The 23588-nt window shown below is 65.1% G+C and carries 26 protein-coding genes and 1 pseudogene; 25 read left to right on the top strand and 2 right to left on the bottom strand.

Annotated elements, in window-relative coordinates; translation table 11 throughout:
• Positions 1 to 5: 5 nt before the first annotated feature.
• The 20 genes and pseudogenes from cobC to cobD all read left to right on the top strand — a co-directional run bounded on the left by cobC (position 6) and on the right by cobD (position 17896).
• A complete protein-coding gene (gene cobC, locus KI811_RS10325) occupies positions 6 to 611 on the top strand; it encodes an alpha-ribazole phosphatase (RefSeq protein WP_214186398.1) in 606 nt (201 codons plus the stop codon).
• A gap of 4 nt (positions 612 to 615) precedes the next feature.
• A complete protein-coding gene (locus KI811_RS10320; protein WP_214186397.1) occupies positions 616 to 2004 on the top strand; it encodes a cobyrinic acid a,c-diamide synthase CobB in 1389 nt (462 codons plus the stop codon).
• Positions 2001 to 3308 carry a phosphomethylpyrimidine synthase ThiC gene (gene thiC / locus KI811_RS10315; RefSeq protein WP_214186396.1) on the top strand — a complete coding sequence of 436 codons (1308 nt, stop codon included), beginning with the start codon at positions 2001 to 2003 and terminating at the stop codon, positions 3306 to 3308. The genes KI811_RS10320 and thiC overlap by 4 nt, the downstream gene beginning before the upstream one ends.
• Before the next feature lie 103 nt (positions 3309 to 3411).
• Entirely contained in the window at positions 3412 to 4173 is a 762-nt protein-coding gene (locus tag KI811_RS18625; RefSeq protein ID WP_425513822.1) for an energy-coupling factor ABC transporter permease, read from the top strand.
• A gap of 59 nt (positions 4174 to 4232) precedes the next feature.
• Positions 4233 to 4469: pseudogene (locus tag KI811_RS18620) on the top strand (hypothetical protein); the annotation flags it as partial.
• Positions 4466 to 5224 (top strand): cobalt ECF transporter T component CbiQ, encoded by a 759-nt coding sequence (gene cbiQ, locus KI811_RS10305; protein ID WP_214186395.1) that lies wholly within the window; start codon positions 4466 to 4468, stop codon positions 5222 to 5224. The pseudogene KI811_RS18620 and the gene cbiQ, both read left to right, overlap by 4 nt.
• Complete coding sequence (locus tag KI811_RS10300) at positions 5215 to 6069, top strand: energy-coupling factor ABC transporter ATP-binding protein (protein WP_214186394.1); 855 nt, start codon at positions 5215 to 5217, stop codon at positions 6067 to 6069. The genes cbiQ and KI811_RS10300 overlap by 10 nt, the downstream gene beginning before the upstream one ends.
• Positions 6066 to 6449 (top strand): sirohydrochlorin chelatase, encoded by a 384-nt coding sequence (locus KI811_RS10295; RefSeq protein ID WP_214186393.1) that lies wholly within the window; start codon positions 6066 to 6068, stop codon positions 6447 to 6449. The genes KI811_RS10300 and KI811_RS10295 overlap by 4 nt, the downstream gene beginning before the upstream one ends.
• Positions 6449 to 7093, top strand: a complete 645-nt coding sequence (locus KI811_RS10290) for a precorrin-8X methylmutase (protein WP_214186392.1) — start codon at positions 6449 to 6451, stop codon at positions 7091 to 7093. The genes KI811_RS10295 and KI811_RS10290 overlap by 1 nt, the downstream gene beginning before the upstream one ends.
• Positions 7090 to 7632, top strand: coding sequence for a pyridoxamine 5'-phosphate oxidase family protein (locus tag KI811_RS10285; protein ID WP_214186391.1), 543 nt, complete (start codon positions 7090 to 7092; stop codon positions 7630 to 7632). The genes KI811_RS10290 and KI811_RS10285 overlap by 4 nt, the downstream gene beginning before the upstream one ends.
• Positions 7633 to 7635: 3 nt before the next feature.
• A complete protein-coding gene (locus KI811_RS10280) occupies positions 7636 to 8715 on the top strand; it encodes a cobalt-precorrin-5B (C(1))-methyltransferase (protein ID WP_214186390.1) in 1080 nt (359 codons plus the stop codon).
• Positions 8716 to 8752: 37 nt separating this feature from the next.
• Entirely contained in the window at positions 8753 to 9070 is a 318-nt protein-coding gene (locus KI811_RS10275) for a nucleotidyltransferase family protein (protein ID WP_214186389.1), read from the top strand.
• On the top strand, positions 9057 to 9407 hold the full coding sequence (locus KI811_RS10270) for a HepT-like ribonuclease domain-containing protein (RefSeq protein ID WP_214186388.1): 351 nt from the start codon (positions 9057 to 9059) through the stop codon (positions 9405 to 9407). The genes KI811_RS10275 and KI811_RS10270 overlap by 14 nt, the downstream gene beginning before the upstream one ends.
• A 15-nt stretch (positions 9408 to 9422) precedes the next feature.
• The gene (gene cbiE, locus KI811_RS10265) at positions 9423 to 10640 is read left to right on the top strand and encodes a precorrin-6y C5,15-methyltransferase (decarboxylating) subunit CbiE (RefSeq protein ID WP_214186387.1); all 1218 of its coding nucleotides are present in this window, start codon (positions 9423 to 9425) and stop codon (positions 10638 to 10640) included.
• A gap of 154 nt (positions 10641 to 10794) precedes the next feature.
• The gene (gene cobI / locus KI811_RS10260) at positions 10795 to 11478 is read left to right on the top strand and encodes a precorrin-2 C(20)-methyltransferase (RefSeq protein ID WP_281875263.1); all 684 of its coding nucleotides are present in this window, start codon (positions 10795 to 10797) and stop codon (positions 11476 to 11478) included.
• Between the two features lie 9 nt (positions 11479 to 11487).
• Positions 11488 to 12264: a precorrin-4 C(11)-methyltransferase gene (cobM, locus tag KI811_RS10255; RefSeq protein ID WP_214186385.1), complete on the top strand. Its 777-nt coding sequence runs from the start codon at positions 11488 to 11490 to the stop codon at positions 12262 to 12264.
• A 35-nt stretch (positions 12265 to 12299) separates the two neighbouring features.
• Positions 12300 to 13355: a cobalt-precorrin 5A hydrolase gene (locus tag KI811_RS10250; RefSeq protein WP_214186384.1), complete on the top strand. Its 1056-nt coding sequence runs from the start codon at positions 12300 to 12302 to the stop codon at positions 13353 to 13355.
• 196 nt (positions 13356 to 13551) lie between these two features.
• A complete protein-coding gene (locus KI811_RS10245) occupies positions 13552 to 15873 on the top strand; it encodes a cobyric acid synthase (protein ID WP_214186383.1) in 2322 nt (773 codons plus the stop codon).
• Positions 15870 to 16826: an adenosylcobinamide-phosphate synthase CbiB gene (gene cbiB / locus KI811_RS10240; RefSeq protein WP_214186382.1), complete on the top strand. Its 957-nt coding sequence runs from the start codon at positions 15870 to 15872 to the stop codon at positions 16824 to 16826. Before KI811_RS10245 ends, cbiB begins: the two co-directional genes overlap by 4 nt.
• On the top strand, positions 16823 to 17896 hold the full coding sequence (gene cobD, locus KI811_RS10235; RefSeq protein WP_214186381.1) for a threonine-phosphate decarboxylase CobD: 1074 nt from the start codon (positions 16823 to 16825) through the stop codon (positions 17894 to 17896). Before cbiB ends, cobD begins: the two co-directional genes overlap by 4 nt.
• A gap of 10 nt (positions 17897 to 17906) precedes the next feature.
• On the opposite strand, the gene KI811_RS10230 is transcribed toward cobD, so the two are convergent.
• Together KI811_RS10230 and KI811_RS10225 are read right to left on the bottom strand one after the other, a co-directional pair.
• The gene (locus KI811_RS10230; protein WP_214186380.1) at positions 17907 to 19262 is read right to left on the bottom strand and encodes a hypothetical protein; all 1356 of its coding nucleotides are present in this window, start codon (positions 19260 to 19262) and stop codon (positions 17907 to 17909) included.
• Positions 19263 to 19288: 26 nt separating this feature from the next.
• Entirely contained in the window at positions 19289 to 19753 is a 465-nt protein-coding gene (locus KI811_RS10225) for a PPC domain-containing DNA-binding protein (protein WP_214186379.1), read from the bottom strand.
• 182 nt (positions 19754 to 19935) lie between these two features.
• Here KI811_RS10225 and KI811_RS10220 point away from each other — a divergent pair, with 182 nt between their 5' ends.
• The 5 genes from KI811_RS10220 to folK all read left to right on the top strand — a co-directional run bounded on the left by KI811_RS10220 (position 19936) and on the right by folK (position 23587).
• Entirely contained in the window at positions 19936 to 20892 is a 957-nt protein-coding gene (locus KI811_RS10220; protein ID WP_214186378.1) for a metal ABC transporter substrate-binding protein, read from the top strand.
• Positions 20883 to 21653, top strand: a complete 771-nt coding sequence (locus KI811_RS10215; RefSeq protein WP_214186377.1) for a metal ABC transporter ATP-binding protein — start codon at positions 20883 to 20885, stop codon at positions 21651 to 21653. Before KI811_RS10220 ends, KI811_RS10215 begins: the two co-directional genes overlap by 10 nt.
• Positions 21650 to 22468, top strand: coding sequence for a metal ABC transporter permease (locus KI811_RS10210; RefSeq protein ID WP_214186376.1), 819 nt, complete (start codon positions 21650 to 21652; stop codon positions 22466 to 22468). The genes KI811_RS10215 and KI811_RS10210 overlap by 4 nt, the downstream gene beginning before the upstream one ends.
• Before the next feature lie 79 nt (positions 22469 to 22547).
• Positions 22548 to 22967 (top strand): nickel-responsive transcriptional regulator NikR, encoded by a 420-nt coding sequence (gene nikR, locus KI811_RS10205; protein ID WP_214186375.1) that lies wholly within the window; start codon positions 22548 to 22550, stop codon positions 22965 to 22967.
• Between the two features lie 131 nt (positions 22968 to 23098).
• On the top strand, positions 23099 to 23587 hold the full coding sequence (gene folK, locus KI811_RS10200) for a 2-amino-4-hydroxy-6-hydroxymethyldihydropteridine diphosphokinase (protein ID WP_214186374.1): 489 nt from the start codon (positions 23099 to 23101) through the stop codon (positions 23585 to 23587).
• The last annotated feature ends 1 nt before the right edge of the window (position 23588 follow it).

Genomic DNA, 23588 nt, shown 5'->3' with positions numbered 1-23588 from the left:
GCGACATGACACCAAAAACACGGATCCATCTCATCCGCCACGGCGAGGTTGAAGGGGCCGGCCCGGTGCGCCGCTACAACGGCCATACTGACGTGGGGCTCTCGGAACGGGGGCGAAGCCAGTATCACGCCATCAAGGAGCGCTTTGCGGACGCCCCCATAACGGCCCTTTACACGAGCGATCTCCGGCGCTGCGCCTGGGGGGCCGAGGTGCTCGGCTCCCACCTGGGGCTCACGCCGGTGCGGAAACCGGAGCTGCGGGAGATGGGGGTGGGGATCTGGGAGGGTAAGAGCTGGCCCGAGCTCATGGAACAGTATCCTGCAGAGTGGCAGGCCCGGCTCGACGACATCGTCAACTACCGGGTTCCCCAAGGGGAGAGCGTTCTCGACGTGCACAACCGGGTGATGCCGGTCATCAATGACATCGTGGAGCGTCACCGGGGTGAGGAGATCCTCGTAGTGGCCCACGGCGGGGTGAACCGGATCATCCTCCTCAACGCCATCGGCGCCCCCCTTTCGAGCCTTTTCGCCATCGAGCAGACCTATTGCTGCCTGAACATCATCGACTACTTCGCCGACGGCAACACCGTCGTGAAGCTGGTGAACGGCTGACGTCATGAAATCAATCATCATCGCAGCGCCCCACAGCGGGTCGGGCAAGACGACCATCACCCTCGGCATCATGGAGTGCCTGAAGCGGCGCGGACTCACGGTAGCCCCCTTCAAGGTGGGGCCCGACTTCATCGATCCCGGTTACCACCGCCTCATCTGTGGCCGTCCCTCCGTCAACCTGGACGGCTGGATGTGCGGAGGCGACTTCGTGCAGGAGACCTTCTTTCACCACGCCGCTGGCGCCGACATCGCCGTCGTCGAGGGGGTCATGGGGCTCTTTGATGGCATCGGCGGAGTGTCGGACGAGGGGAGCACCGCGGAGGTGGCGAAGCTCCTGGGGGCGCCGGTGGTCCTTGTGGCGGACGCCAAGGGGCAGGCCCGCAGCGTCGCCGCCCTGGTGAAGGGGTTCGCCGATTTCGACCCCGATGTGAGGGTCGTGGGGGTCATCTTCAATAACGTGGCGAGCGATACCCACGGCCGCATCCTGCGGGAGGCAGTGGAAAGCCATCTCCCCGACGTGCGGGTTTTGGGGTGCATCCCCCGCGACGAGAGCCTCTCCATCCCCTCGCGGCATCTGGGGCTTTTCACCGTTGATGAGAACCCCCTCCCGGTGGAGTTTCTCGACCATCTGGTGGAGGTGGTCCGGGAGCATGTGGATCTGGGGATGCTCTGGAGCGTGGCCACTCTTCAGGGGGCGTCCGATGTAAAGAGGCGGCAGGATGCGCCGCGTCAGGGACCGGTCCGGATCGGCGTTGCCCGCGATGCCGCTTTCTGCTTCGTCTACGAGGACAACCTGCGGCTCCTGCGTGAGGCCGGCGCGGAGCTGGTGGAGTTCTCTCCCCTGGCCGACAGGGAGCTCCCCGACGGGGTTGCGGGCCTCTACCTTCCCGGCGGGTATCCGGAGGTTTTCGCCGACGTCCTGGCAGACAACACTCCCATGAAGGATGCGGTGCGCGGGGCGGTGGTCGGGGGGATGCCGGTCTATGCCGAGTGCGGCGGATTCATCTACCTCTCCCGGGGGGTGACCGGCATGCGGGATGATCTGGAGTCGTTCCACGAATTTGTCGGCATCTTTCCCATCGCCACCCTGATGCTCCCCCGCCGCAAGGCTCTGGGGTACCGTGAGGTGGAGCTTGCCGCGAACTCCATCATCGGCCCCGTCGGCACCATGGCCCGGGGGCACGAGTTTCACTATTCCGAGATGGAGGCGATGCCTCCCGAGGTGGAGCGCCTCTTCCGGGTGCGCCGGGCCGGCGTCGACCTGGGAACGGAAGGGTATCGCCATCTGAACTGTCTCGCCTCCTATATCCACCTCCACTTCGGGAGCTGCCCGGATATGGCGGAGGCGTTCGTGAACCATTGCCGAAACTACGCACAAAGGAGCCATTCGTGAAAACCCAGATCGAAATCGCCCGCGAGGGGACCATTTCTCCCCAGATGATGGCCGTTGCAGCCGAAGAGCACGTTTCCCCCGACTATGTCCGGCAGATGGTGGCCGAAGGGAAGATCGTCATCCCCGGCAACCACAACCGCAAGCCGCGGGCCGTCGGCATCGGCAAGGGGCTGCGCACCAAGGTGAACGCCTCCATCGGTACCTCCTCCGACATCATCGACTACGAAGCCGAGGTGCGGAAGGCCAAGGCGGCCCAGGAGGCGGGGGCCGACACCCTCATGGAACTCTCCGTGGGGGGTGACCTGGACCGGGTGCGGCGGGAGGTGATCGCTGCCGTGGATCTTCCCGTGGGGAACGTCCCCCTCTACCAGGCCTTCTGCGAGGCGGCCCGCAAGTACGGGGATCCCAATAAACTGGATCCGGAGATGCTCTTCGACCTGATCGAAAAGCAGTGCGAGGACGGCATGGCCTTCATGGCGGTCCACTGCGGCATCAACCTCTATACCATTGAGCGCCTGAAGCGGCAGGGGTACCGCTACGGCGGCCTCGTCTCCAAGGGGGGGGTCAGCATGGTGGCCTGGATGATGGCCAACAGGCGGGAAAACCCCCTCTACGAGCAGTTCGACCGGGTGACTTCGATCCTCAGGAAATACGACACGGTCCTTTCCCTCGGAAACGGGCTGCGGGCCGGCGCCATCCACGACTCCTCGGATCGGGCACAGATCCAGGAGCTCCTCATCAACTGCGAGCTGGCGGAGTTGGGGCGCGAGATGGGGTGCCAGATGCTCGTGGAGGGACCGGGACATGTCCCCTTGGACGAGGTGGAGGGGAACATCCAGCTCCAGAAGCGGATGAGCGGGGGCGCGCCGTACTACATGCTCGGCCCCATCTCCACCGACGTGGCCCCGGGCTTCGACCACATCACCGCTGCCATCGGCGCGGCCCAGTCCTCCCGCTACGGCGCCGACCTCATCTGCTACATCACGCCGGCCGAGCACCTGGCCCTTCCCAACGAGGAGGACGTCCGCCAGGGGGTGAAGGCGGCGAAGATCGCCGCCTACATCGGCGACATGAACAAGTACCCGGAGCGGGGCCGGGAGCGGGACAAGGAGATGTCCAAGGCCCGCCGAGACTTGGACTGGCAGAAGCAGTTCGAGCTGGCCCTCTTCCCGGAGGATGCCAGAGCCATCCGCGCCAGCCGCACCCCCGAGGACGAGGCCACCTGCACCATGTGCGGCGACTTCTGCGCCTCCCGGGGGGCGGGGAAGCTGTTCGCGGCGGATCTGCGTGGGGATAAGATTTAGCTCAGATAGGCTGTTAAACACAGAGACACAGAGGCACAGAGAAAAAGCTAAAGCAACAGTGCAACAGCTCGGTATATTTATGCAAAGACAACACGTCTATAAAATGAACTCGGCTTATGGGATTTTCTCCGTGTCTCTGTGTCTCTGTGTTGGATTACTGCTTTTCAGCGCTTCCCCCGCCCACGCCATGCACATCTCCGAGGGAATCCTCCCCTTTGGCTGGGCGCTCCTCTGGTTCGCGGTGGCGGCGCCGTTTCTGGCAGTGGGGCTTCGGCGCCTGAACGAAATGTCGCGTGACGATCTCTCCACGAAGCCGCTGGTCGGGCTCATGGCGGCAGTGGTCTTCATCATCTCCTGCATGCCGATCCCGGTCCCCAGCGCCGGCACCTGCTCCCACCCCTGCGGCACGGGCATCTCGGCCATCCTCGTGGGGCCGTGTGTCTCGGTGGTCATCGCCGCCGTGGCGCTTCTCATCCAGGCGCTCCTCCTGGCCCACGGGGGGCTGTCGACTCTCGGCGCCGACATCGTCTCCATGGGGGTGGTGGGCTCCTTTGCCGGGTGGTTTGTGTTCCGGGGGATGCGCCGCGCAGGGGGAAGCCTCGCGGTGGCGGGTTTCGCGGCAGGGCTTGCGGCCGACTGGGGCACTTACCTCGCCACATCGGGTGAACTGGCCGCCGGAATCAGGGGAAGCGAGCCCTTCATCCCCCTGTTCCTGAAGATCGCCGTAGCCTTCATCCCGACCCAGCTTCCCCTGGGGATTCTCGAAGGGGCCATGACCGCCGGCATGGTGGTGCTCCTTTCCCGCAAGCGGCCCGATCTGCTGGTGAAGATGCGGGTGCTCAAAGCGGAAGAGGTGGCAGCGTGAGGTTTTTTTTGCTGATTGCGGTACTCTGGTGTGGTGTAGTGTTGGGCGGCTGGGCGGTCGCCGGCGACAAGTGGCCGGGGGTCGACGAGGCGGTGGTGGAGAAAATCGCCAGGGAGCAGGGGCGGGGGGCCCGTACCCCTCTCATCAATACCGACCAGGGTGACCTTCTCCTTTTTGTTTTCCTGGCAGCCGGAGCCGTTGGGGGATTCGCGGCTGGATACTGGTGGCGGATGCTCATTGCGGAGAAGAGGGGTGAGCGCCAGGGGCGTGTCGCTTCGAGGCGGGGGGGATCATGAACATACACAGACTCTCGCACCCCATGGCCTCCCCCCATCCGGTTACCCTGCTCGACCCCCGCGTGAAGCTTCTATCCGCAGTGGCGCTCCTCGTCATGGTGGTGAGTTGCACGGGATTCGCCTTTCCGCTCCTGGCGGCGGCACTGGGCCTTGCCCTCTGCCTCTGGCTGCGGGTGCCGGTGCGGCTCATCCTCGTGCGGTTTGCCGAGCCCCTCTTCATCGCGGCGGTGGTGCTCATTCTCAAGACCTTCGTTAGCGGAACAGATTCGCTTTTCAGCTTCCATCCCTTTGGCCTGGAGATCGTGGCCCACCGTGACGGCCTCGCGGAAGGGGGCGCCATCGCGGCCCGGATCGCCGGGGCCGTGGCGGTGGTGGCAGCAGTGGGATTCGCTACCCCTTTTACCGACCTCATGGCGGCGCTCGCGTGGCTGCGGGTCCCCCAAGGGCTCATTGACGTGGCCCTCTTTGCCTGGCGCTACCTCTTCGTCCTCTTCGACGATGCCCAGGTGGTCTACGCGGCTCAGCGGAACCGCCTCGGCTACGCCGGTTTCCGGCGGGGGTTGCGCTCCTTCGGGATGCTGGCCGGCGCTTTGGTAATCAAGGCCTTCGATACGAGCCAGACCATCACCACCGCCATGGTGCAGCGGGGGTACGACGGGAACCTCCCCCTCCTGAAACATCGGCCGTTCCGGACCGGCGAGGTGGCGGCCTCGGCCCTCTTCGTGGCGGCCATGGGGATGCTGCGGTGGCTGTAGCGCGCCTCTCCGTGGATATTCGGGCCTTCACCTACCCGGACGGCACCCGGGCCCTGGCCGACATCCGGCTTGAGGTGGGAAGGGGGGAGTTCTGCGGCATCCTCGGCTCCAACGGGTCGGGGAAGACAACCCTTCTCAGGATCATGGACGGTCTCGTCAAGGAGTACGACGGCCAAGTGCTCCTGGACGGCCGGGACGTGCGGAAACTCCATCCCCGGGATATCTACCGGACCGTGGGGCTCGTCTTCCAGAACCCCGACGACCAGCTCTTTGCCCACACCGTCTTCGAGGACGTGGCCTTCGGCCCCCGCAACATGGGGTTTGGGGAGCCGGAGGTGAAGGGGCGGGTCGAGGAGGCCCTTGCCGCCGTGGAGATGGTCGAGCTGGCCGGCAAGAATATCCATGCCCTCAGCTACGGCCAGAAAAAGCGGGTCTGCATCGCCGGGCTCCTGGCCATGGGGCACGAGGTGCTCCTCATGGACGAGCCCACTGCCGGCCTCGACCCCATGGGGGAGTACCGAATGATGGAGCTCCTGACGCGGCTTAACCGCGACCAGGGGGTCACCGTCGTCATGGCGACCCACTCGGTGGACCTGGTGCCACTCTTCCTCCACCGGCTCCACATCCTGAGCCGGGGGAGGATCGTTCGGAGCGGTCTCCCCGAGGAGGTCTTCACTGCCCCGGCGGAGCTGGAGAGCGTTAAGCTCCGGCTTCCTCACATTGCCGACCTGATCCACCGGCTGAAGCACGAGGACGGCCTTCCCTTCCGCCGGCTTCCCCTCACCATCGGCGAGGCGCGGCGGGAGATCGTTGAAGTACTGGAAATGAAAAGGAGCAGTCCATGAAAACCGCAATCCTATTGATGGCCCACGGGAGCCGCATCCCCGAGGCCAACGACGCCGTGCGGGAGATCGCCGCCATGGTGAAGGAGATGACCGGCTACGACATCGTGGAGGTGTCGTTCCGGGAACAGCACCTCCCCAACATTCAGGAGGGGATCGACGCCTGCGTGGCCCAAGGGGCGAGACGGGTGCTCCTGATGCCCTACTTCCTCTTCGTGGGTGCCCACGTCCAGGAGGACCTTCCCGAGGAGATGGCCCAGGCCCGGGAGCGCTACCCCAAAGTCGAATTCGCCATGGGGCCGCACCTTGGTGTTCACCGCAAGCTGGCCGAGGTGGAAGTGGAGCGGATCGCCGAGGCCCTCACCGCCACGGGGTGGCACTGATGTCGGTCCATCTGGCCCCTGAAGAGATCGAGGCCGAATCGTTCCGCATCATCGACGCCGAGGTGGGGCCACACCCGTGGGGGACAGCAGAGTGGGCGGTGGTGCGGCGGGCGATCCACACGAGCGCAGACTTCGACTACGCCCGCTCCATGGTCTTCTCACCCCAGGCCGTGGCCCGGGGCATGGCGGCCCTGCGCAAGGGGCTGGGGATCGTCACCGACACCACCATGGCCCTGTCGGGGATTGCCAAACCGCGCCTTGAGCGCTTCGGCATCGGCGCCGCCTGCTTCGTGGCCGACCCGGAGGTGGCCCGGGAGGCCAAAACCCTTGGAGTGACCCGTTCCATTCTAGCCATGCGCAAGGGGGCGGCCGACAGGGGCAACGGCATCTTCGTCATCGGCAACGCCCCCACGGCCCTCTTCGAGCTGCTGCGCCTCATCCGGGATGAGGGGGCGCGGCCGGCGCTGATCGTGGGGCTTCCCGTGGGGTTCGTGGGGGCCGCCGAGAGCAAGGAGGCGCTCCTGGCCCTGGAGGAGGAATTTCCCGACATCCCCTTCATCACCAACGGGGGACGCAAGGGGGGGTCCAACGTGGCCGCTGCCGTGGTGAATGCCCTGCTGATTCTGGCTGAGGAGGCGGAATGAGGAAGGCCAACAAGCGGATTACCGACTTTTCCATTCTGATCGAGCTGCTGAACGCCTCTCCCGTGGGACACCTCGGAACCGTGGGGCGCGACGGCTGGCCCATGATCAAGCCCCTGAACTTTGCCTGGCACGAAGGACGGATCTACTTCCACTGCGCCCTGGAGGGGGAGAAGCTCGACGACATCCGGCACGATGAGCGGGTCTGCTTCGAGGTGGACCTCCCCATCGCCTACGTCAAAGGGATTCCCGACAACCCCTGCCGGGCCGAGTACCTCTACCGCAGCGTCATCGTCCGTGGCCGGGCGCGGTTCGTCACGGAGCCGGCCGAGAAGGTCCTGGCCCTTGACGCCCTGATGCGAAAGTACGAGCCCGGCGTATCCTTCGCCCCCTACCGGGAGGAGAAGCTCGCCATCACCGGCATCGTCCGGATCGATGTGGAGGAGATGGTCGGCAAGGAAGAACTCGGCAAAGGGGAGGTGCGGGACAGGGCCCTTGCGCTCCTGGCAAGCGGCCAGTCGCTTCCGGCGGTGCTGGAGTAGGTGGTGGGGGAGCCGAAGCTTCGCCACGGCTACACCACCGGCGCCTGCGCCGCCGCCGCCGCCAAGGGGGCAGCCCGGATGCTCCGGGAGCAGTGCATTGTCGAGGAAGTGGAGCTTGTCCTTCCCCGGGGGGAGCGGGTCGCCTTTCGCCTCCAGGGGCAGGAATTCGATGACAGCGCCGCCTCCTGCTTTGTGGTGAAGGATGCGGGGGACGACCCCGACGTGACCAACGGCGCCGAGATCCATGCCCGGGTCCGGCGTGAGCCCCTGAACCGCTCCGGCGCCCGGACCATGATCTTCGTGGACGGCGGGAAGGGGGTCGGCACGGTGACCAAGCCGGGGCTCGGGGTGGGGGTGGGGAATCCGGCCATTAACCCGGTGCCGATGCGGATGATCACCGAGGGGGTGAAGGAGGAATTTTCCGTCATCTGCCTTCCCCAGGTTCTCCACGTCACCATCTCCATCCCCAACGGCGAGGAGCTGGCGAAGAAGACCCTCAATGCCCGCCTTGGCATCGCGGGGGGGCTCTCCATCCTCGGCACCACCGGCATTGTGCGCCCCATCTCCGCCAAGGCCTGGACCGATACCCTCGATGCCGCCCTGGACGTGGCCCGGGCCTGCGGCTGCGAAACGGTTGTTCTCTCCACGGGGAGGACCAGCGAACTGGTGGCCCAGAAGGCGAAGGCCCTTCCCGAAGAGGCCTATGTGATGATGGGTGACCACGTGGGGTACGCGCTCCGGGCCTGCGCCCGCAAGGGGGTGCGTCACGTTGTCCTGGCGGGGCAGTTCGCCAAGCTCCTCAAGATTGCCTGCGGCCACGAGCAGACCCACGTTTCCTCCTCGGAACTGGATCTGCAAATGCTTGCGGAGTGGCTCCAAAAATCGGGTTCCCGGTCCCCTGTCCCCGGTCCCTGGTCCCGCTACAACACCGCCCGCCAGGTGCTGGAGGAGTCGGGACACGATCGTGCCATCATGGAGCTCGTCTGCCTCCGGGCCCGGGAGGCAGCCCAACGGCTGGCCCCTTCCCTCGACATCAAGGTTTTACTGGCAGGGTACGACTCAACGGTGCTATATTTCGGGTAAAATTTCGGCATGGAGTAGCTTCGCCGAGGAGAAAACCATGACGCAGCCCCGGATCCCTATTCCCCGAGAGAAGGTCATAGAGTTCTGCCAGAAATGGAAAATCACGGAGTTTTCCCTCTTCGGCTCGGTCCTTCGCGACGATTTCCGGCCCGACAGTGACGTTGACGTCCTTATCTCGTTTGCCCCTGACGCGGCTTGGAGTCTGCTCGACCATGTGGAGATGCAGGACGAGCTTCAGTTGATCTTCGGCAGGAAGGTGGATCTTGTGAGTCGCAAGGGGATAGAGCGAAGCCGGAACGAACTGCGGCGAAAGGCCATTCTTGAGTCCGCGGAGATCTTCTATGAAGCCGCGTGACTTGGCCTCGCTCGTGGATATTATCGAAGCGGCCCACTTGGCCCAGAGTTTTCTGGCTGGAATCGATAGAGACAACTTTGATTCGAATCTGCTGGTTCAGTCTGCCGTCGTACGCCAGATCGAGGTCATGGGAGAAGCTACGAAGCGTCTCTCGGAGACATTCCGTAGCGACCATCCCCAAGTTCCCTGGCGTAAGATCGCCGGCATGCGGGATATTCTGATCCATGCCTACGACCATGTGGACCCGGATGAAGTCTGGAACGCCGTGACGGTTGCCATGCCCGGGCTCCTCGGACAGCTCGAACTGCTCCTGAAATCACAACGGGCGGAAGGTTAACAAAGGAGGTTCCCCATGCCTCACCAGAAAATCTACCTTGTCGGCGCAGGCATCGAAGGGTGGGAAGGGTTCGGCGCCAAGGCCCTGGAGGTCATCGGCAAGGCCGAGCTCCTCATCGGCCACAAGCGCCACCTGGACATCTTCTCCGACTTCACCGGGAAGAAGCAGGAGCTGGGCGACCTCTCCATCCTTCTGGAGCAGCTTAAGAGCACCGACAAGCGGACCGTGGTCCTCGGCTCCGGCGACCCGAACTTTTTCGGCATCGCCCGGTTTCTGCTCCGCAACCTCCCCAAGGAGCGGATCGAGATCTTCCCCAACGTGACGAGCGTCCAGTACGCCTTCGCCCAGATCAAGGAGCCGTGGGACGACGCCATCTTTGTCTCGGTCCACGGCCGGGGGCTCAAGGGGGCGGTGGACCGGATCGTGGCCGCCGAGAAGGTGGCGGTCCTCACCGATAAGAACAATACCCCGGCGGTCATCGCCCGGGAGCTCATCGCCCGTGGTGCCGAGGGGTACGAGGCGTGGCTCTGCGAGAACCTGGGTCTTCCTGGCGAGAAGTTCACCAGGACCGACGTGAAGGGGCTCCTGGAGCTGCCGGCTGCAGAACTGAACATCCTCATCCTCATCAAGGCGTGGGAACCCCAACTGGCCCAGTACCCGGTCATCGGCATCGACGACGACGAGTTCGCCACTGCCAAGAAGCTCATCACCAAGCAGGAGGTGCGGGCGGTGACCCTGGCGAAGCTTCGGCTCCAGGATGACCTCGTCATGTGGGACATCGGCGCCGGGAGCGCTTCCGTCTCCATCGAAGCGTCGAACCTGATGCCCAACGGCAGGATCTTCGCCCTGGAGAGGAACCCCCAGTACCTCGGCTTCATCCGCGACAACCTGAAGAAATTCGTGGCCCGCAACGTGACCCTGGTGGAGGCCTTCGCCCCCGAGGGGCTCGACGATCTCCCCGATCCTGATCGGGTCTTCATCGGCGGCTCCGGCGGCATGCTGGAGGAGATCATCGATGCCGTGGACCGGCGCCTCAAATCCGAGGGGGTCATCGTCCTCAATGCCGTGACCCTCGACACCCTCACCAAGGCGGTGGAGTTCCTGGAGGACCACGGCTACACGGTGGAGGTGGCCTGCATCAACGTGGCCAAGACCAAGGGGCTCACCGAGTACAAGATGTTCGAGTCCCACAATCCTGTCTATATCATCACCGCCTGGAAAGGCGAAGAGTGAGCGGCTTCGCCAAAAGTCCATCTCCGTTGTTGCTCAAATCCATCGTCACTGCGGCGTACCATCGGGTACGCCGCATTCCTCAGGCTTCTCGCGCCTAGGACTGGAGCTTTTTGCTGTGCCGCAAGAGTCAAAAACAACTGCAAGGATTTACGCCGTGGGCGTCGGCCCCGGCGACCCTGAACTCCTGACGAGAAAGGCCGAGCGGATCATCCGTTCGGCCGCCGTCATCTGTGCTCCCACTGGCGCGGCCGATGCGGCCAGCTACGCCCTCTCCATCGTGGAGGACCTCATCGACCCCTCCCGCCAGGAGGTGCTTCCCCAGGTCTTTCCCATGCGCAAGGACCAGGAGGGGCTCGAAGCGTTCTGGGACGAGGCGGCCGCCCAGGTAGCCGCGCGGGTCCGGGCCGGGAAGGACGTGGCCTTCATCACCATCGGCGACCCGTTCCTCTACTCCACCTTCCTCTACCTCTACCGTATTTTCCGGGAGCACTATCCGGAGATCCCTGTAGAGATCGTGCCGGGGATATCCAGCATCAACGCCGCCGCGGCCGTGGCCGGGGTTCCCCTGGGGATGGCCGCCGAACGGATCGCCATCCTCCCCACCACCTACGAGGACGACGAACTGCGCAGGACTTTTGCCGACTTCGATACCGTCATCCTCATGAAGGTGAACCGAGTCTTCGACCGGATTTACGCCTTGCTGAAGGAGTTGGGGCTGGAGCGGAAAGGGGTATTCGTCCGCCGGGTCGGTTCCGCCGACGAAGAGGTGGTCTTTGACCTGGAGCGGTTCGTGGGGGAGAAGCTCGATTACCTGTCGCTCTTGATTGTGAAAAAGTAGGAGCACTTAGTGACCATCGTTCATTTTATCGGCGCCGGTCCCGGCGATGCCGAACTCATAACCGTCAAGGGTGCCCGGCTTCTTCGTGAGGCGGATGTAATTGTCTACGCCGGGAGCCTCGTGGACCGGGAACTGGTGCGGGCCTACGCCCCCGATGCGGAGGTGTGCGACTCCGCCTCCATGACCCTGGAGGAGACCACGGCGGTCCTGGCCCAGGCGGTGGCGGACGGGAAGCGGGCCGTGCGCCTCCATACCGGCGACCCCTCCATCTACGGGGCCATTCAGGAGCAGATGGCGGAGCTGGACCGGCTCGGCATCGGCTACGCCGTGGTTCCGGGGGTGACGAGCGCCTTTGCCGCTGCCGCCACCCTCAGGCAGGAACTGACCCTGCCAGAGGTCTCCCAGACGGTCATCATAACGCGGCTTGCGGGGCGGACCCCGGTGCCGGAGCGGGAAAAGCTGTCCGAAATCGCGAAGATCGGGGCGACCCTCGTCATCTATCTGTCGGTCTCCATGGTGGAGCAGGTGGTGGCGGAGCTCCTGCAGGGTGCCTACACCCCGGCCACGCCGGTGGCGGTAGTGGCCAAGGCCTCGTGGCACGACGAGCAGACGGTGGAGGGGACCCTGGCCGACATCGCCGGGAAGGTGCGCGAGGCGGAGATCGGCAAGCAGGCGATCATCCTCGTGGGGGATGTGCTGAAGGCGCGCCGGGAGGGGCTCGCTAGCAAGTCGCTCCTCTACGACAGGTCGTTTTCCCACGAATTTCGGAAGGGGATTGTCACGTAACGCCCCCTGTCCCTTCAGCGGCTTGAGAGGCATTCATGCGCATCGCCATCATCGCCATAACCCGCAACGGTGCCCGGCTCGGCACGCAGCTGCGGGACGGGCTCGGCAACGGGGAACTGTACGTCCTCCAGAAGTTCGTCGGGCAGGCGGGGAAGGGGGCCGTGCCGTTCACGGGTGAGCTGAAGGGGCTTGTGGCGGAACTCTGGCCCGCCTTCGACGGGTTCGTCTTCATCATGGCCGCAGGGATCGTGGTCCGGATGGTGGCACCCCACCTGGCTGCCAAGGATGTGGACCCCGCGGTGGTGGTGATGGACGACGCCGGCAAGTTCGCCGTTTCCCTCCTTTCCGGGCACCTGGGGGGCGCCAACGAGCTTGCCTGCCGCTGCGCCTTCGTGGCCGGCGCCCGGGAGGTGATCACTACGGCCACCGACGCCAACAACCTCCCCTCCTTCGACATGCTGGCCAAGGAGGAGGGGTGGGCCATCGACGACCTCTGCCGGGTAAAGACCCTGAACGCGCTCATCCTGGAGGGAGAGGAGATCGCCGTGGTGGACCCCACCGACCGGGTGCGGACCGCCTTTCACGGCACGGCCCGGCTCACCTTCCACGATACCTTTGTGGAGGCCCTCCAGAGCGGCGCCAAGGGTTTTGTCTTCGTTACCAACCGGCGGCTTCCCCCCCAGACCCAGGCGGACAGCCTCCTCGTTCTTCGCCCCCGCAACCTGGTCCTCGGTATCGGTTGCAATAGTGGCACCGAGGCCGGGGAGATCGGGGAGGTGGTTGGTGTCCAGATGAAGCGCCTCTTCCTCTCCCTAAAGAGCGTCGCCTGCATCGGGAGCGCCGAGGCCAAGCGGGAGGAGGCGGGGCTCCTGGACTTTGCCCGGGAGCACGGTCTGCCGCTCCGCTTTTTCGGGAGCGAGGAACTGAACGGCGTCTCCGTGCCGTCACCCCCCTCGGCCCATGCCCTGGAGGCCATCGGCGCCATTGGCGTCGCGGAGCCGGCCGCAGTGCTCGCATCCAACGGCGGGCGTTTGCTGCTGCAGAAGATCAAGAGCGGCAACGTGACGCTCGCCATCGCTGAAATCCCCTAAGGGACATGGAATCAACCAATATACCGTTTTACGTCTCATCTCCTGGCCATCTTTGCCGCTCCCTCAATCGCAAAATCCTCGACGTAGCCCTGCTACGCCTGCGGTTTTGCTCAATCAGGAACGACAAATCTGACCCGAATCTGAGCGCAAAACCTGGTATATCGGTTGATGCCAAGTCCCTGATTCGAGGTTCCAAATGTCCAAGCTCTACGTCGTCGGCATCGGTCCCGGCGACCTCGACCATATGACCTTTCAGGCCAACGAGGCCCTCGACGCCGCCGACGCGGTGGTGGGGTACAAGACTTACCTGGACCTGATCGCCCCCCTCATCGCCGGGAAGGAGATCGTTTCCTCCGGCATGATGAAGGAGGTGGAGCGCTGCCGTGAGGCCTTGGACCTGGCCGCCTCGGGGAAGACCGTGGCCCTGGTCTCCAGCGGCGACGCCGGCATCTACGGCATGGCGGGGCTCGCCCTGGAACTGGCGGCGGAGTTGGCCGCCCCCCCCGAGATCGTGGTGGTTCCCGGCGTTTCGGCCGTGCAGGCGGCGGCAGCGGTCCTCGGCGCTCCCCTCATGCATGATTTCGCCGTCATCTCCCTCTCGGATCTCCTGACTCCGTGGGATCTCATCGAGCGGCGGCTTGTGGCTGCGGCCGCTGCCGATTTCGTGGTGGCCCTCTACAATCCCCGGAGCAAGGGACGGGTGCAGCAGATCGAAGAGGCCCGGCAGATCCTCCTCTCCACCCGGCCCGCCGATACACCGGTGGGGATCGTCCGCAATGCCCTGCGGGAGGGGGAGGAGCGAACCGTCACCACCCTCGGAAGAATGCTCGACCACCCCATCGACATGTTCTCCCTGGTCATCGTGGGGAACTCCGCCACCTTCGTCGATCCGGCGGGACGGATGGTGACGCCGCGCGGCTATAGGGCCGCATCCGGCGACGCGGGTCCGGAGAAGGGGGAGAGGAAGAAACTGGAAGCCGTCACGCCGTTGCCGGTCTTGAATTCCGGCAAGGCCGTGATGGTGGTCGGTACGGCTTCCGATGTGGGGAAATCGGTTCTCACGGCCGGCATCTGCCGTATCCTCAGGAACCGGGGCCTTCGGGTGGCCCCCTTCAAGTCCCAGAACATGGCTCTCAACTCGGCGGTCACCCCCGAGGGGGGGGAGATCGGCCGGGCCCAGGCGGTGCAGGCGGCGGCCTGCGGCATCCCGCCCCACACGGACATGAACCCGATCCTCCTGAAACCCTCCTCCGACACGGGGAGCCAGGTCATCGTCGCGGGTGAGGTGGTGGGGAACATGTCGGTGCGGGACTACCACGCTTACAAACCCAAGGCTTTCGAGCGGGTACGGGAAAGTTTTGACCGCCTCTCCGCGGCCCACGACGTCGTGGTCATCGAGGGGGCCGGGAGCATCGCCGAGATCAACCTGAAGGCCCATGACATCGCCAACCTGAAGGTGGCCGAGATGGCCGGGTGCCGGGCAATCCTCGTGGCCGACATCGACCGGGGCGGGGTCTTCGCCCAGATCGTGGGGACCCTGGAGCTTCTGGAACCCCCTGAGCGGGAGAGGATTGCCGGCATCGTCATCAACAAGTTCCGGGGGGATGCCTCGCTCCTGACGCCGGGAATCGAGTTCGTGGAGAAGCGGACCGGCGTGCCGGTCCTCGGTGTAGTCCCCTGCTTCAGTGGCTTCCGCATCCCCGAGGAGGACAGCGTCGCGCTGGAGAAGCGGGGACCGGCAAGCGTGGGCCGGGGGCCGGGAGAAAAGCTGAACATCGGGGTGGTGAAACTGTCGCGGATCTCCAACTACACCGACTTCGACGCCCTGGAGGCGGAGCCCGACGTGCGTCTCACCTACGTGGAAGGGGCGGACCAGCTCCGGGGGCTCGACCTCCTCATTATCCCGGGGAGCAAGGCCACCACCACCGACCTCTACTTCCTCATGGAGCGGGGGCTCTTCGAGGCGATCCGGGCTTTCCGGGGACCCATCGTCGGCATCTGCGGCGGCTACCAGATGCTGGGGAAGCGGGTTTCCGACCCCCATGCCGTGGAGTCGGGCATCCGGGAAGCCGAGGGGCTGGGACTCCTGGATGTGGTGACGGTGATGCTGGAGAAAAAGGCCACCCACCAGGCTCGGGCGGAGCTGCTGCCTGCGGGGTACCAGGTGGCTCCCCGCTGCCGGGGGGAGCTGGAGGGGTATGAGATCCACATGGGGGAGACGATCCTCGGGCCAAGCGTCCGCCCCTTTGCCCGGGCCACGGAGCGGTCGGGGCGGACGGTGGAGGTGCTGGACGGCGCCGTCTCCTGCGACGGCCGGGTCTTCGGCACCTACCTCCACGGCATCTTCGACAACGCCGGGTTCCGCTCTGCCTTCCTCAATAAGCTCCGGCGGGCCAAGGGACTTGAGGAGCGCCCCGCGGCTGAAGCGCAGGAGGATCCCTTTGATCTTCTGGCGGCCCACCTGGAGAAGCACCTGGACATGGAGCGGCTTCTGGCTGTCTGCGGGATTGCCCGGTGATCGAGGCCTGGGCGATTGTCCTGGCTGCGGTTCTGCTCGATCTCCTCTTCGGCGACCCCCGCTGGCTCCCCCATCCGGTGGTGGCCATTGGCAAGCTGATCGCGGTGCTGGAGAAACTCCTGCGGCGGCTGGTGACAAACGAGCGTGTCGGCGGGGTCTTGCTCCTTCTGCTGGTCGTCGGCATAACCGCCGGCGCCGCCTGGAGCCTGGTGAATGGTGCCGCCCTCATCCATCCCGTGGCAGGAGCCGTCGTGTCGGCCATCCTGGGGTGGACCTGTCTGGCGGCCCGCTCCCTCCACGGGGAATCGAGGCTGGTGGCCGATGCCCTGATGAAAGGCGACCTGCCGGAGGCCCGACGGTATCTCTCATACATCGTGGGGCGGGACACGGCGGAACTCCCCGAGCCGGAGATCTGGCGGGGCGCCGTGGAGACCGTGGCCGAGAACACCTCGGACGGAGTGATCGCCCCGCTCCTCTTCCTCATGGTCGGCGGGGCGCCCCTGGCCCTGGCCTACAAGGCGGTCAACACCCTCGATTCCATGGTGGGGTACAAAAACGAGCGGTATCTCCGCTTCGGCTGGGCCGCGGCCCGGTTCGACGACCTGGCAAACCTTGCCCCGGCGCGGCTCACGGGGCTCCTCATGGCCCTCGCTGCCTCCCTGGTGGGGCTCTCGGGCATTAACGCCTGGCGGATAATGCTCCGGGACGGCCGCAACCACTCATCCCCCAACAGCGGCATCCCCGAGGCGGCCGCCGCCGGCGCCCTGGGCGTGCGGCTCGGGGGAACCAACGTCTACTTTGGCAAGCCGGTGGCGAAGCCGACCATCGGCGACCCCCTCAACCCCCTTGATTCAGCGGCCTGGCGAGGGGCCGTGCGACTTATGTACGGCGCAGAGGGGCTCCTCCTCCTTGGGTGGGGGGCCATTGCGCTTCGAGGTGTCACTGCTCCATGAAAGAGATATTCGACCACGGCGGCACGGTCTTCGCCGTCGCCCGTCAACTGGGCGTTTCCTCCGATGAGATCCTCGACTTTTCGGCGAGCATCAACCCCCTCGGCCCCCCGGCAGGGGTGCGCAAGGCGGTCGCGGCTGCCTTCGACCGGCTCGTCCACTACCCTGACAGTGGGGCCACGGAGCTGCGGGATGCCCTGGCTCGCCACCATCATCTTCTTCCCGAAAATATCTGCGTCGCCAATGGTTCTACTGAGCTTATCTACCTGATGCCGCGGCTGACAGGCGGCAGACGGGGGCTCATCGTCGCCCCCCCCTTCTCCGAATACGCAAAGGGCCTCTCCCGGGCCGGGTGGGAGATCGACTACCTGGACCTCTCACCGGGAAATGGCTTTGCCCTGTCGCTGGATGCCCTGGACCGACGGTTGGCGAGTGGCTGCGATCTCCTCTTTCTTGCGAACCCCGGCAATCCGACGGGGGTGCTTATCCCCCGCGATGTCGTTGCCGAGGTCATCCGCCTCTGCCGCCGCCACGGGATCTTCCTCGTTCTCGATGAGGCGTTTATCGACTTTTGCGAGGAGGAATCGGCCAAGGATCTCGTGGCCCAAGGGGGGGGCGTGGTGCTCCGCTCCATGACCAAGTTCTACGCCATTCCGGGGCTGCGGCTCGGCTACGCGGTGGGGAGCGAAGAGGTGATCGCCCGGCTGGCGGCTCTGCGGGAGCCCTGGAGCGTCAACACCCTGGCCCAGGCCGCGGGCCTCGCCTGCCTGGCCGACGGGGATTACCCGGCCCGCACCCGCTCCCTCGTGGAGGCGGAGCGGGTGCGGCTCGACGCCGGCATTACCGCGCTGCCGGGGCTTGCGGTCTATCCTTCGGCGGCAAACTACCTCCTGGCGCGGCTCGACGCCGGCCCCACGGCGCCGGAGCTGGCCGCGTGGCTTCTCGCCGAGCGGGTCCTGATTCGGGACTGCTCCTCCTTCCGGGGGCTTTCGGACCGGTTTTTCCGAATTGCCGTACGGGGGCCTGAGGAAAACGGACGGCTTCTGGAATTGTTGGGGAAAATTTTCGGCTGAAACAGCGGTTTCAGCCCCGCTTGCCGCTCTGGAGGATCACCACCCGGCAGCCGGGGAGCGCCAGCCGCAGGCGGTCGAGCCCCCCGTCGGTGACCGGGGCGTTGCTGATGGTGAGGGAGCGGAGCCGCGGCAGGTATTTGAGGGAGGCGAGCCCGGCGTCGGTGACCCGGGTGTCGTAGAGGTAGATTCGTTCGAGATTTTTCAGTTCCAGGAGATGCACTATCCCTTCGCCGGTTATCCCTTCGCCCGACAGGTAGAGTTCTTTTATGCCCGTGAGCCGCAGGATGTGGGTCAGGTCGTCGTCGGCAATGCCGTAGAGGAAGCAGGCCTGGAGGTCGTCGGCCTGGAGGGTTCCGAGGAGGTCCAGGTCGGCCACGGCCCCTTCGCGCACGTCGAGCCGCAGCCCTTTTCCCGCCGGCACGGCCACGTCGCCGGTTGCCTCGCCGAGGCGCTTCCAGTCGAGAAAGCTCCCCGAATTCCGCTCGCGGACGAAGAGGGTGCCGAGGAGACGGTCGGCGGGAAAGCGGACGGTGCGGAAGGTGCCGGTTGGTGGTGACGGAGTGACGGAAACTGCCTCTGGGGCGTTGTCGGAGCGTCGTTCGCGTCCCAGTCCGTTCAGTGCCCTGCAGGTGGCAAGAATCTCGGCGTCGAGCCTCGACGCCATCTCGGCAATGATGTCGCGACCCCGCCACCGGGCGTCCTGTACCCGCAGGGTCAGGCGGTAGAGATCGGTGTTCCGGAGCCGGGCCATCTCCAGCTCCACCCCCCTGATCCGCTCCACGAGTCGGCCGATCCGTCTCGTCACCAGGGCAAGCTCGCCCGCGGTGCCGACGGCCACGGCGGTCTCGGGGGAAAGTTCCCACTCCTCCAGGATTGCCTGGAGGGTGACCCGGTCCTCTTCGGCGTAGGCCCGGTTCGCCTCGGCCATGAGCTTCTGTCGGCGCTTGCGCTCCTCGTCGGAACCGGCAAAATCGGGATGGATCGCCTTGGCCACCCGGCGGTAGACATCGCGGATTCCCTCGCTTTTCCCCGTTGCCACGGCGCCCGGCTTTACCCGGGGGATATACTCGGACTCCGGTTCTTCGTCCCGGAAACCGTAGTGCCGCCCCCCGCCAGCATCCCCCGTTTGGCTCCCGGAAACCTCTGAACGGGCCTTGGCAAGCTCCTGGCGCAGCTGATCCAGTTCCCGGATCCGGTCTGCCATCTTCACGGAGTAGAGCGTTTCAAACTCCCGGATCTCTTCCCGAAGGTCTTCCAGGTCGTGCTCAAGCCTTGCCAGACGCCGCTCCAGGGCGTGGAACTCCCGCCGCTTGCGCTCAAGCTCCAGCTCATCCGTGGTTGGTGTCCGTTTGTATCCTGCTTTCATGAAAACCTGGAACGTTGAGAGTTCGGTTAGGGGTTGAGAAGTGCCCGCTCGAGTTCGGGGGAGAGCCCTTGTTGCCCCGGGGCGGGGTACTGCTCCCGCTCCCAGAGGAAGAGGCCGGTGGTCTCGTCGAAGGTGCGGACCGGCGCACTCCCCGGCAGCGGCATGATGGCGTACTCGGCGGCGAAGATGGTGCATCCTTCCAGGGCGTGGCCGCCGAAGACCTTCCCCTCCTCGTCGGAAAGGGAGAGGTGGAGATGGACAAAGGGCTTGCCGTCCCGCAGCGATATGTTCCCCATGCCGGACACGATCTCAAGGGGTTTGGCGAAGGGGATCTCCCGGTAGGTCTTGCTCCACTGGTCGTAGAAGCCGAGTTTTGCCCTCTGGAGGGCGCCGACCACCTGGATGGCGCCGGCCCGGATGCCGTTGGCGCGGGCCGTTTCGGTGAGAGCGTCGATCAGGTCCGCCTGGTGGGGGAGCTTGCCCATGAACATGCCGTACCTCCGTGGGGGCCGCCGTCGGCGGCTGACTTTGGTCACTGTAGCCCATCTGCCAATGGGAGTCAACGGAGGGATTCCCCCTTGACAAGGGGCGGGTGCGGGGTATTTTAGAGCGGCAACCACCACGTGTTGTCACTGCTTCTGCTGCCGCTTTCGCCGGCGGAAAATGAGGGTTCATGAGACGCATTGCAATGATGGTTTTGATGCTGGTTCTGGCGACGATCGCTTCCGGGTGCCGGAAAACGGAGGAGCTGGGCACCGGCAGGAGCGGCAAGCTCCGGGTCGTGGCCACCATCTTCCCGGTCTACGATTTTGCCCGGGCCGTGGCCGGGGACAAGGCCGAGGTGACGCTTCTCCTCCCTCCCGGCATGGAGCCCCACAGCTTCGAGCCCCAGCCCGCCGATATCGTGCGGGTGAGCCGGGCCGACCTCTTCATCTACACGAACCGGTACATGGAGCCGTGGGCCGGGGAGATCGTCAAGGGGGCGGGCGGCGGGAAGCTCACCGTGGTCGATGCGAGCCGGGGGGCGAAGTTCCTTAAAGTGGGAGAGGGGGAAGACCGCGACAGCCATGGCGCTGGAGGACACAACCACGGCGGCGAGGGGATGGACCCCCACCTCTGGCTCGATTTCACCAACGCCCAGCTCATGGTGGATACCATCGCCGCGGCCCTTGCGGAGCGTGACCCGACGAACCGTGCCGTTTATTTGGCCAATGCCGCCGCCTACCGCGCCAAGCTGGCCGACCTGGACGAGCGGTACCGGAAGGGGCTCGCCACGTGCGCCACACGGACCATCCTCCATGGCGGCCACTACGCCTTCGGCTATCTGGCCAACCGCTACGGCCTCCGCTACCTGTCGGCCTACGCCGTTTCCGCCGACGCCGAACCGACCCCGGCAAGGCTGGCGAAGCTCGTGAAGCAGGTGCGGGCCGAGGGGCTGAAATACATCTTTACCGAGGAGCTTCTCGACCCCCGCACCGCCGAAACCATCGCCCGGGAGACCGGCGCCTCCATCCTCATGCTCCACGGCGCACACACCGTTTCGAAGGCCGACCTGGACAAGGGAACCTCCTTCATCTCTCTCATGGAGAAAAACCTGGCGAATCTTCGGGAGGGGCTCCAATGCCGGTAGGGGTGGTCACGGTCCAGGGGCTTTCCCGCGCCTACCAGGGGGTCGACGCCCTGCTCGACGTCTCCTTTGCCGTGGAAAAGGGACGCTACGTGGGGATCGTCGGCCCCAATGGCTCGGGGAAAAGCACACTGATACGCTGCCTCCTGGGGCTTGCCCGTCCCGACCGGGGGCGCGTCGACCTCTTCGGAACCCCCCTTGGCTCCTTCGACCAGTGGCAGCGGGTCGGCTACCTCCCCCAGGGGCTCCAGCACTTCAATCCTCACTTTCCGGCCACCGTGGCCGAGGTGGTGGGCCTCGGGCTCCTGGCCGGCCGTCGCTTTCCCCGCAGCATCCGCCGTGAGGACGCCGGGGCCGTTGACCGGGCCCTGGAACTCATGGGGATCGGCGGCATCCGCAACCGGCTCATCGGCGAACTTTCCGGGGGGCTACGGCAGCGGGTGCTCCTTGCCCGGGCCATGGTGAACGAACCGGAGCTCCTCGTTCTGGACGAGCCCACCACGGCCCTGGACCCGGAGACCCGGGAAAGCTTTTACCGCACCATTCAGGACCTGAACCGGGAGCGGGAAACCACCGTCATCCTCGTGACCCACGACAGCGGAACCATCGGCCGCTACGCGTCGAGCCTCCTCTATCTGGACAAGCGGCTCGTCTTCTACGGCGGTTTCGACGACTTCTGCGGTTCGCCGGAGATGTCCGACTTTTTCGGTTCCCACTCCCAACACCTGATCTGCCATCGGCATCAAGACGGAGCACCCCGGTGACCTTCCTCGACATCTTCCACTACGACTTCCTCCTCCGCGCCCTCGGGGCCGGCTCCCTCATCGCGGCCCTCTGCGCGGTGCTCGGGGTGTTTCTTGTCCTGCGCCGGCTGTCGCTCATCGGCGACGGCCTTGCCCACGTCACCTTCGGGAGCGTGGCCCTGGCCCTCTTTCTCCGCTTCCCGTCGGTCTACGCGGCCGTTGCCGCCATACCGGCCGTGCTCATGGCGGCCCTGGGGATATTGAGGCTGGCCGAGCGGGCGCGGATCTACGGCGACGCCGCTATCGGCATCGTCTCGTCCCTGGGGGTCGCCACCGGCATCATGCTGGCGAGCATGGCCGGCGGCTTCAATGTGGACCTCTTCAGCTACCTCTTCGGCAACATCCTCTCCATAAGCCCCTTCGAGCTGGGGCAGACGGCGGTTCTCTTCGTCATCGTCTGCCTGACGGTGGTCTTCTTCTATCACGATCTCTTCGCCATCGCCTTTGACGAGGAGCTCGCCCGCACCTCGGGAATCCGGGTCGACCGGATCAATGCCGTGCTCGTTCTCCTTACGGCCCTCACCGTGGTCCTGGCCATGAAGGTGGTGGGGATCATGCTCATCTCGGCGCTTCTCATCCTCCCGGCGGTCACGTCGCTGCAGATTGCCCGGGGGTTCCGGACCGCCATCCTCCTCGCCGTGGTCCTTGGTGTCCTGTCGGTCGTGTCCGGGATCGTCATCTCCTTCCTCGCGAATCTCCCTGCCGGCGCCACCATCATCCTGGTGAATTTCACCCTGTTCCTCATCTCCTTCGGGGTGCGGAAGCTGCGGAAGTAGCGCGAAAAAAAGGTTTCCCTCCCGGACAAAGTAGTCTATCATCCTGCCGTTTTGAGTCCAGCCGCAGGAGAAGAAACCCATGGGCGAAACCGTCAGATTCGGCATCTCCATCGACGATAAACTGCTGGAAAATTTCGACCGCCTCATCGAGCAGAAGGGGTACATGAATCGCTCCGAGGCGGTCCGCGACCTGATCCGCGCGGCCCTGGTGGAGCTCAAGTGGGAAGGGGGCGAGGAGGAGACCGTCGGCACTGTGACCCTCGTCTACAACCACCATGTCCGGGACCTCTCCGACAAGCTCACCGAGCAGCAGCACTCCCACCACAACGAGATCGTCTCGGCCCTCCATGTCCATCTGGACGCCCACAACTGCCTCGAGGTCCTCGTGGTGCGGGGCAAGGCCAGGGAGGTGAAGAAGATCGCCGACGAGTTGATCGGCGTGAAGGGGGTCAAGCACGGCAAGCTCGTCATGACCACCACGGGGGAGGAGCTGCACTGATACCCTGAGTAGTCAGAATCCAGAAGTCAGAATTCAGAGGGTAACGTCTTCCGACTCCTGAATTCTGGCTCCTGCATTCTTGTCCGTTCCTATGCGTTGAAAAATTGGGTGCGTTGTGCTCTAATCTTCCGGTGGAATCGAACGTCTTCATAGCCCTCGGGTCGAACCAGGGGGATCGGGAACTGAACCTGCTGCGGGCCGTGGCTGAGATCGGCAAGCTGGCCCAGACCCGCATCACGGCCCTCTCCGGCTTCTACGACACCGAGCCCGTCGGGCCGGTGGACCAGCCCAACTTCCTCAACGGGGTTCTGAGAGTCGAGACAGCCCTCTCTCCCCGCCATCTCCTGGTGGAACTGCAGAGGATCGAGACCGAGGTGTTCAGGAGGGTCCGCGATGTTCAGTGGGGACCCCGCGCCATGGACCTGGATATCCTCCTCTACGGCGATCTCATCCTTGAAGAGGAGGGGCTTGTCATCCCTCATCCCCGGCTCCATGAACGGCGCTTCGTGCTGGTCCCCCTGGCGGAAATCGCCCCCGGCCAAATCCACCCCAAGCTCGGGAAACGGGTGGATGAATTGCTTCGGTCGCTCCCTCCCGGCGAGCGGGTGACCAGGGTATAGG

It is taken from the genome of Geobacter hydrogenophilus (assembly GCF_018501225.1).
GTDB lineage: Bacteria > Desulfobacterota > Desulfuromonadia > Geobacterales > Geobacteraceae > Geobacter > Geobacter hydrogenophilus.
This window is presented reverse-complemented; position numbering and strand designations above follow the sequence as displayed.

Bases quoted from the DNA above. Each gene is read 5' to 3' on its own strand.
- cobC (WP_214186398.1), top strand. From the start codon at position 6: ATGACACCAAAAACACGGATCCATCTCATCCGCCACGGCGAGGTTGAA.
- KI811_RS10320 (WP_214186397.1), top strand. From the start codon at position 616: ATGAAATCAATCATCATCGCAGCGCCCCACAGCGGGTCGGGCAAGACG.
- KI811_RS18625 (WP_425513822.1), top strand. From the start codon at position 3,412: ATGAACTCGGCTTATGGGATTTTCTCCGTGTCTCTGTGTCTCTGTGTT.
- cbiQ (WP_214186395.1), top strand. From the start codon at position 4,466: ATGAACATACACAGACTCTCGCACCCCATGGCCTCCCCCCATCCGGTT.
- KI811_RS10295 (WP_214186393.1), top strand. From the start codon at position 6,066: ATGAAAACCGCAATCCTATTGATGGCCCACGGGAGCCGCATCCCCGAG.
- KI811_RS10290 (WP_214186392.1), top strand. From the start codon at position 6,449: ATGTCGGTCCATCTGGCCCCTGAAGAGATCGAGGCCGAATCGTTCCGC.
- KI811_RS10285 (WP_214186391.1), top strand. From the start codon at position 7,090: ATGAGGAAGGCCAACAAGCGGATTACCGACTTTTCCATTCTGATCGAG.
- KI811_RS10275 (WP_214186389.1), top strand. From the start codon at position 8,753: ATGACGCAGCCCCGGATCCCTATTCCCCGAGAGAAGGTCATAGAGTTC.
- KI811_RS10270 (WP_214186388.1), top strand. From the start codon at position 9,057: ATGAAGCCGCGTGACTTGGCCTCGCTCGTGGATATTATCGAAGCGGCC.
- cbiE (WP_214186387.1), top strand. From the start codon at position 9,423: ATGCCTCACCAGAAAATCTACCTTGTCGGCGCAGGCATCGAAGGGTGG.
- KI811_RS10250 (WP_214186384.1), top strand. From the start codon at position 12,300: ATGCGCATCGCCATCATCGCCATAACCCGCAACGGTGCCCGGCTCGGC.
- KI811_RS10245 (WP_214186383.1), top strand. From the start codon at position 13,552: ATGTCCAAGCTCTACGTCGTCGGCATCGGTCCCGGCGACCTCGACCAT.
- cobD (WP_214186381.1), top strand. From the start codon at position 16,823: ATGAAAGAGATATTCGACCACGGCGGCACGGTCTTCGCCGTCGCCCGT.
- KI811_RS10230 (WP_214186380.1), bottom strand. From the start codon at position 19,262: ATGAAAGCAGGATACAAACGGACACCAACCACGGATGAGCTGGAGCTT.
- KI811_RS10225 (WP_214186379.1), bottom strand. From the start codon at position 19,753: ATGTTCATGGGCAAGCTCCCCCACCAGGCGGACCTGATCGACGCTCTC.
- KI811_RS10220 (WP_214186378.1), top strand. From the start codon at position 19,936: ATGAGACGCATTGCAATGATGGTTTTGATGCTGGTTCTGGCGACGATC.
- KI811_RS10215 (WP_214186377.1), top strand. From the start codon at position 20,883: ATGCCGGTAGGGGTGGTCACGGTCCAGGGGCTTTCCCGCGCCTACCAG.
- nikR (WP_214186375.1), top strand. From the start codon at position 22,548: ATGGGCGAAACCGTCAGATTCGGCATCTCCATCGACGATAAACTGCTG.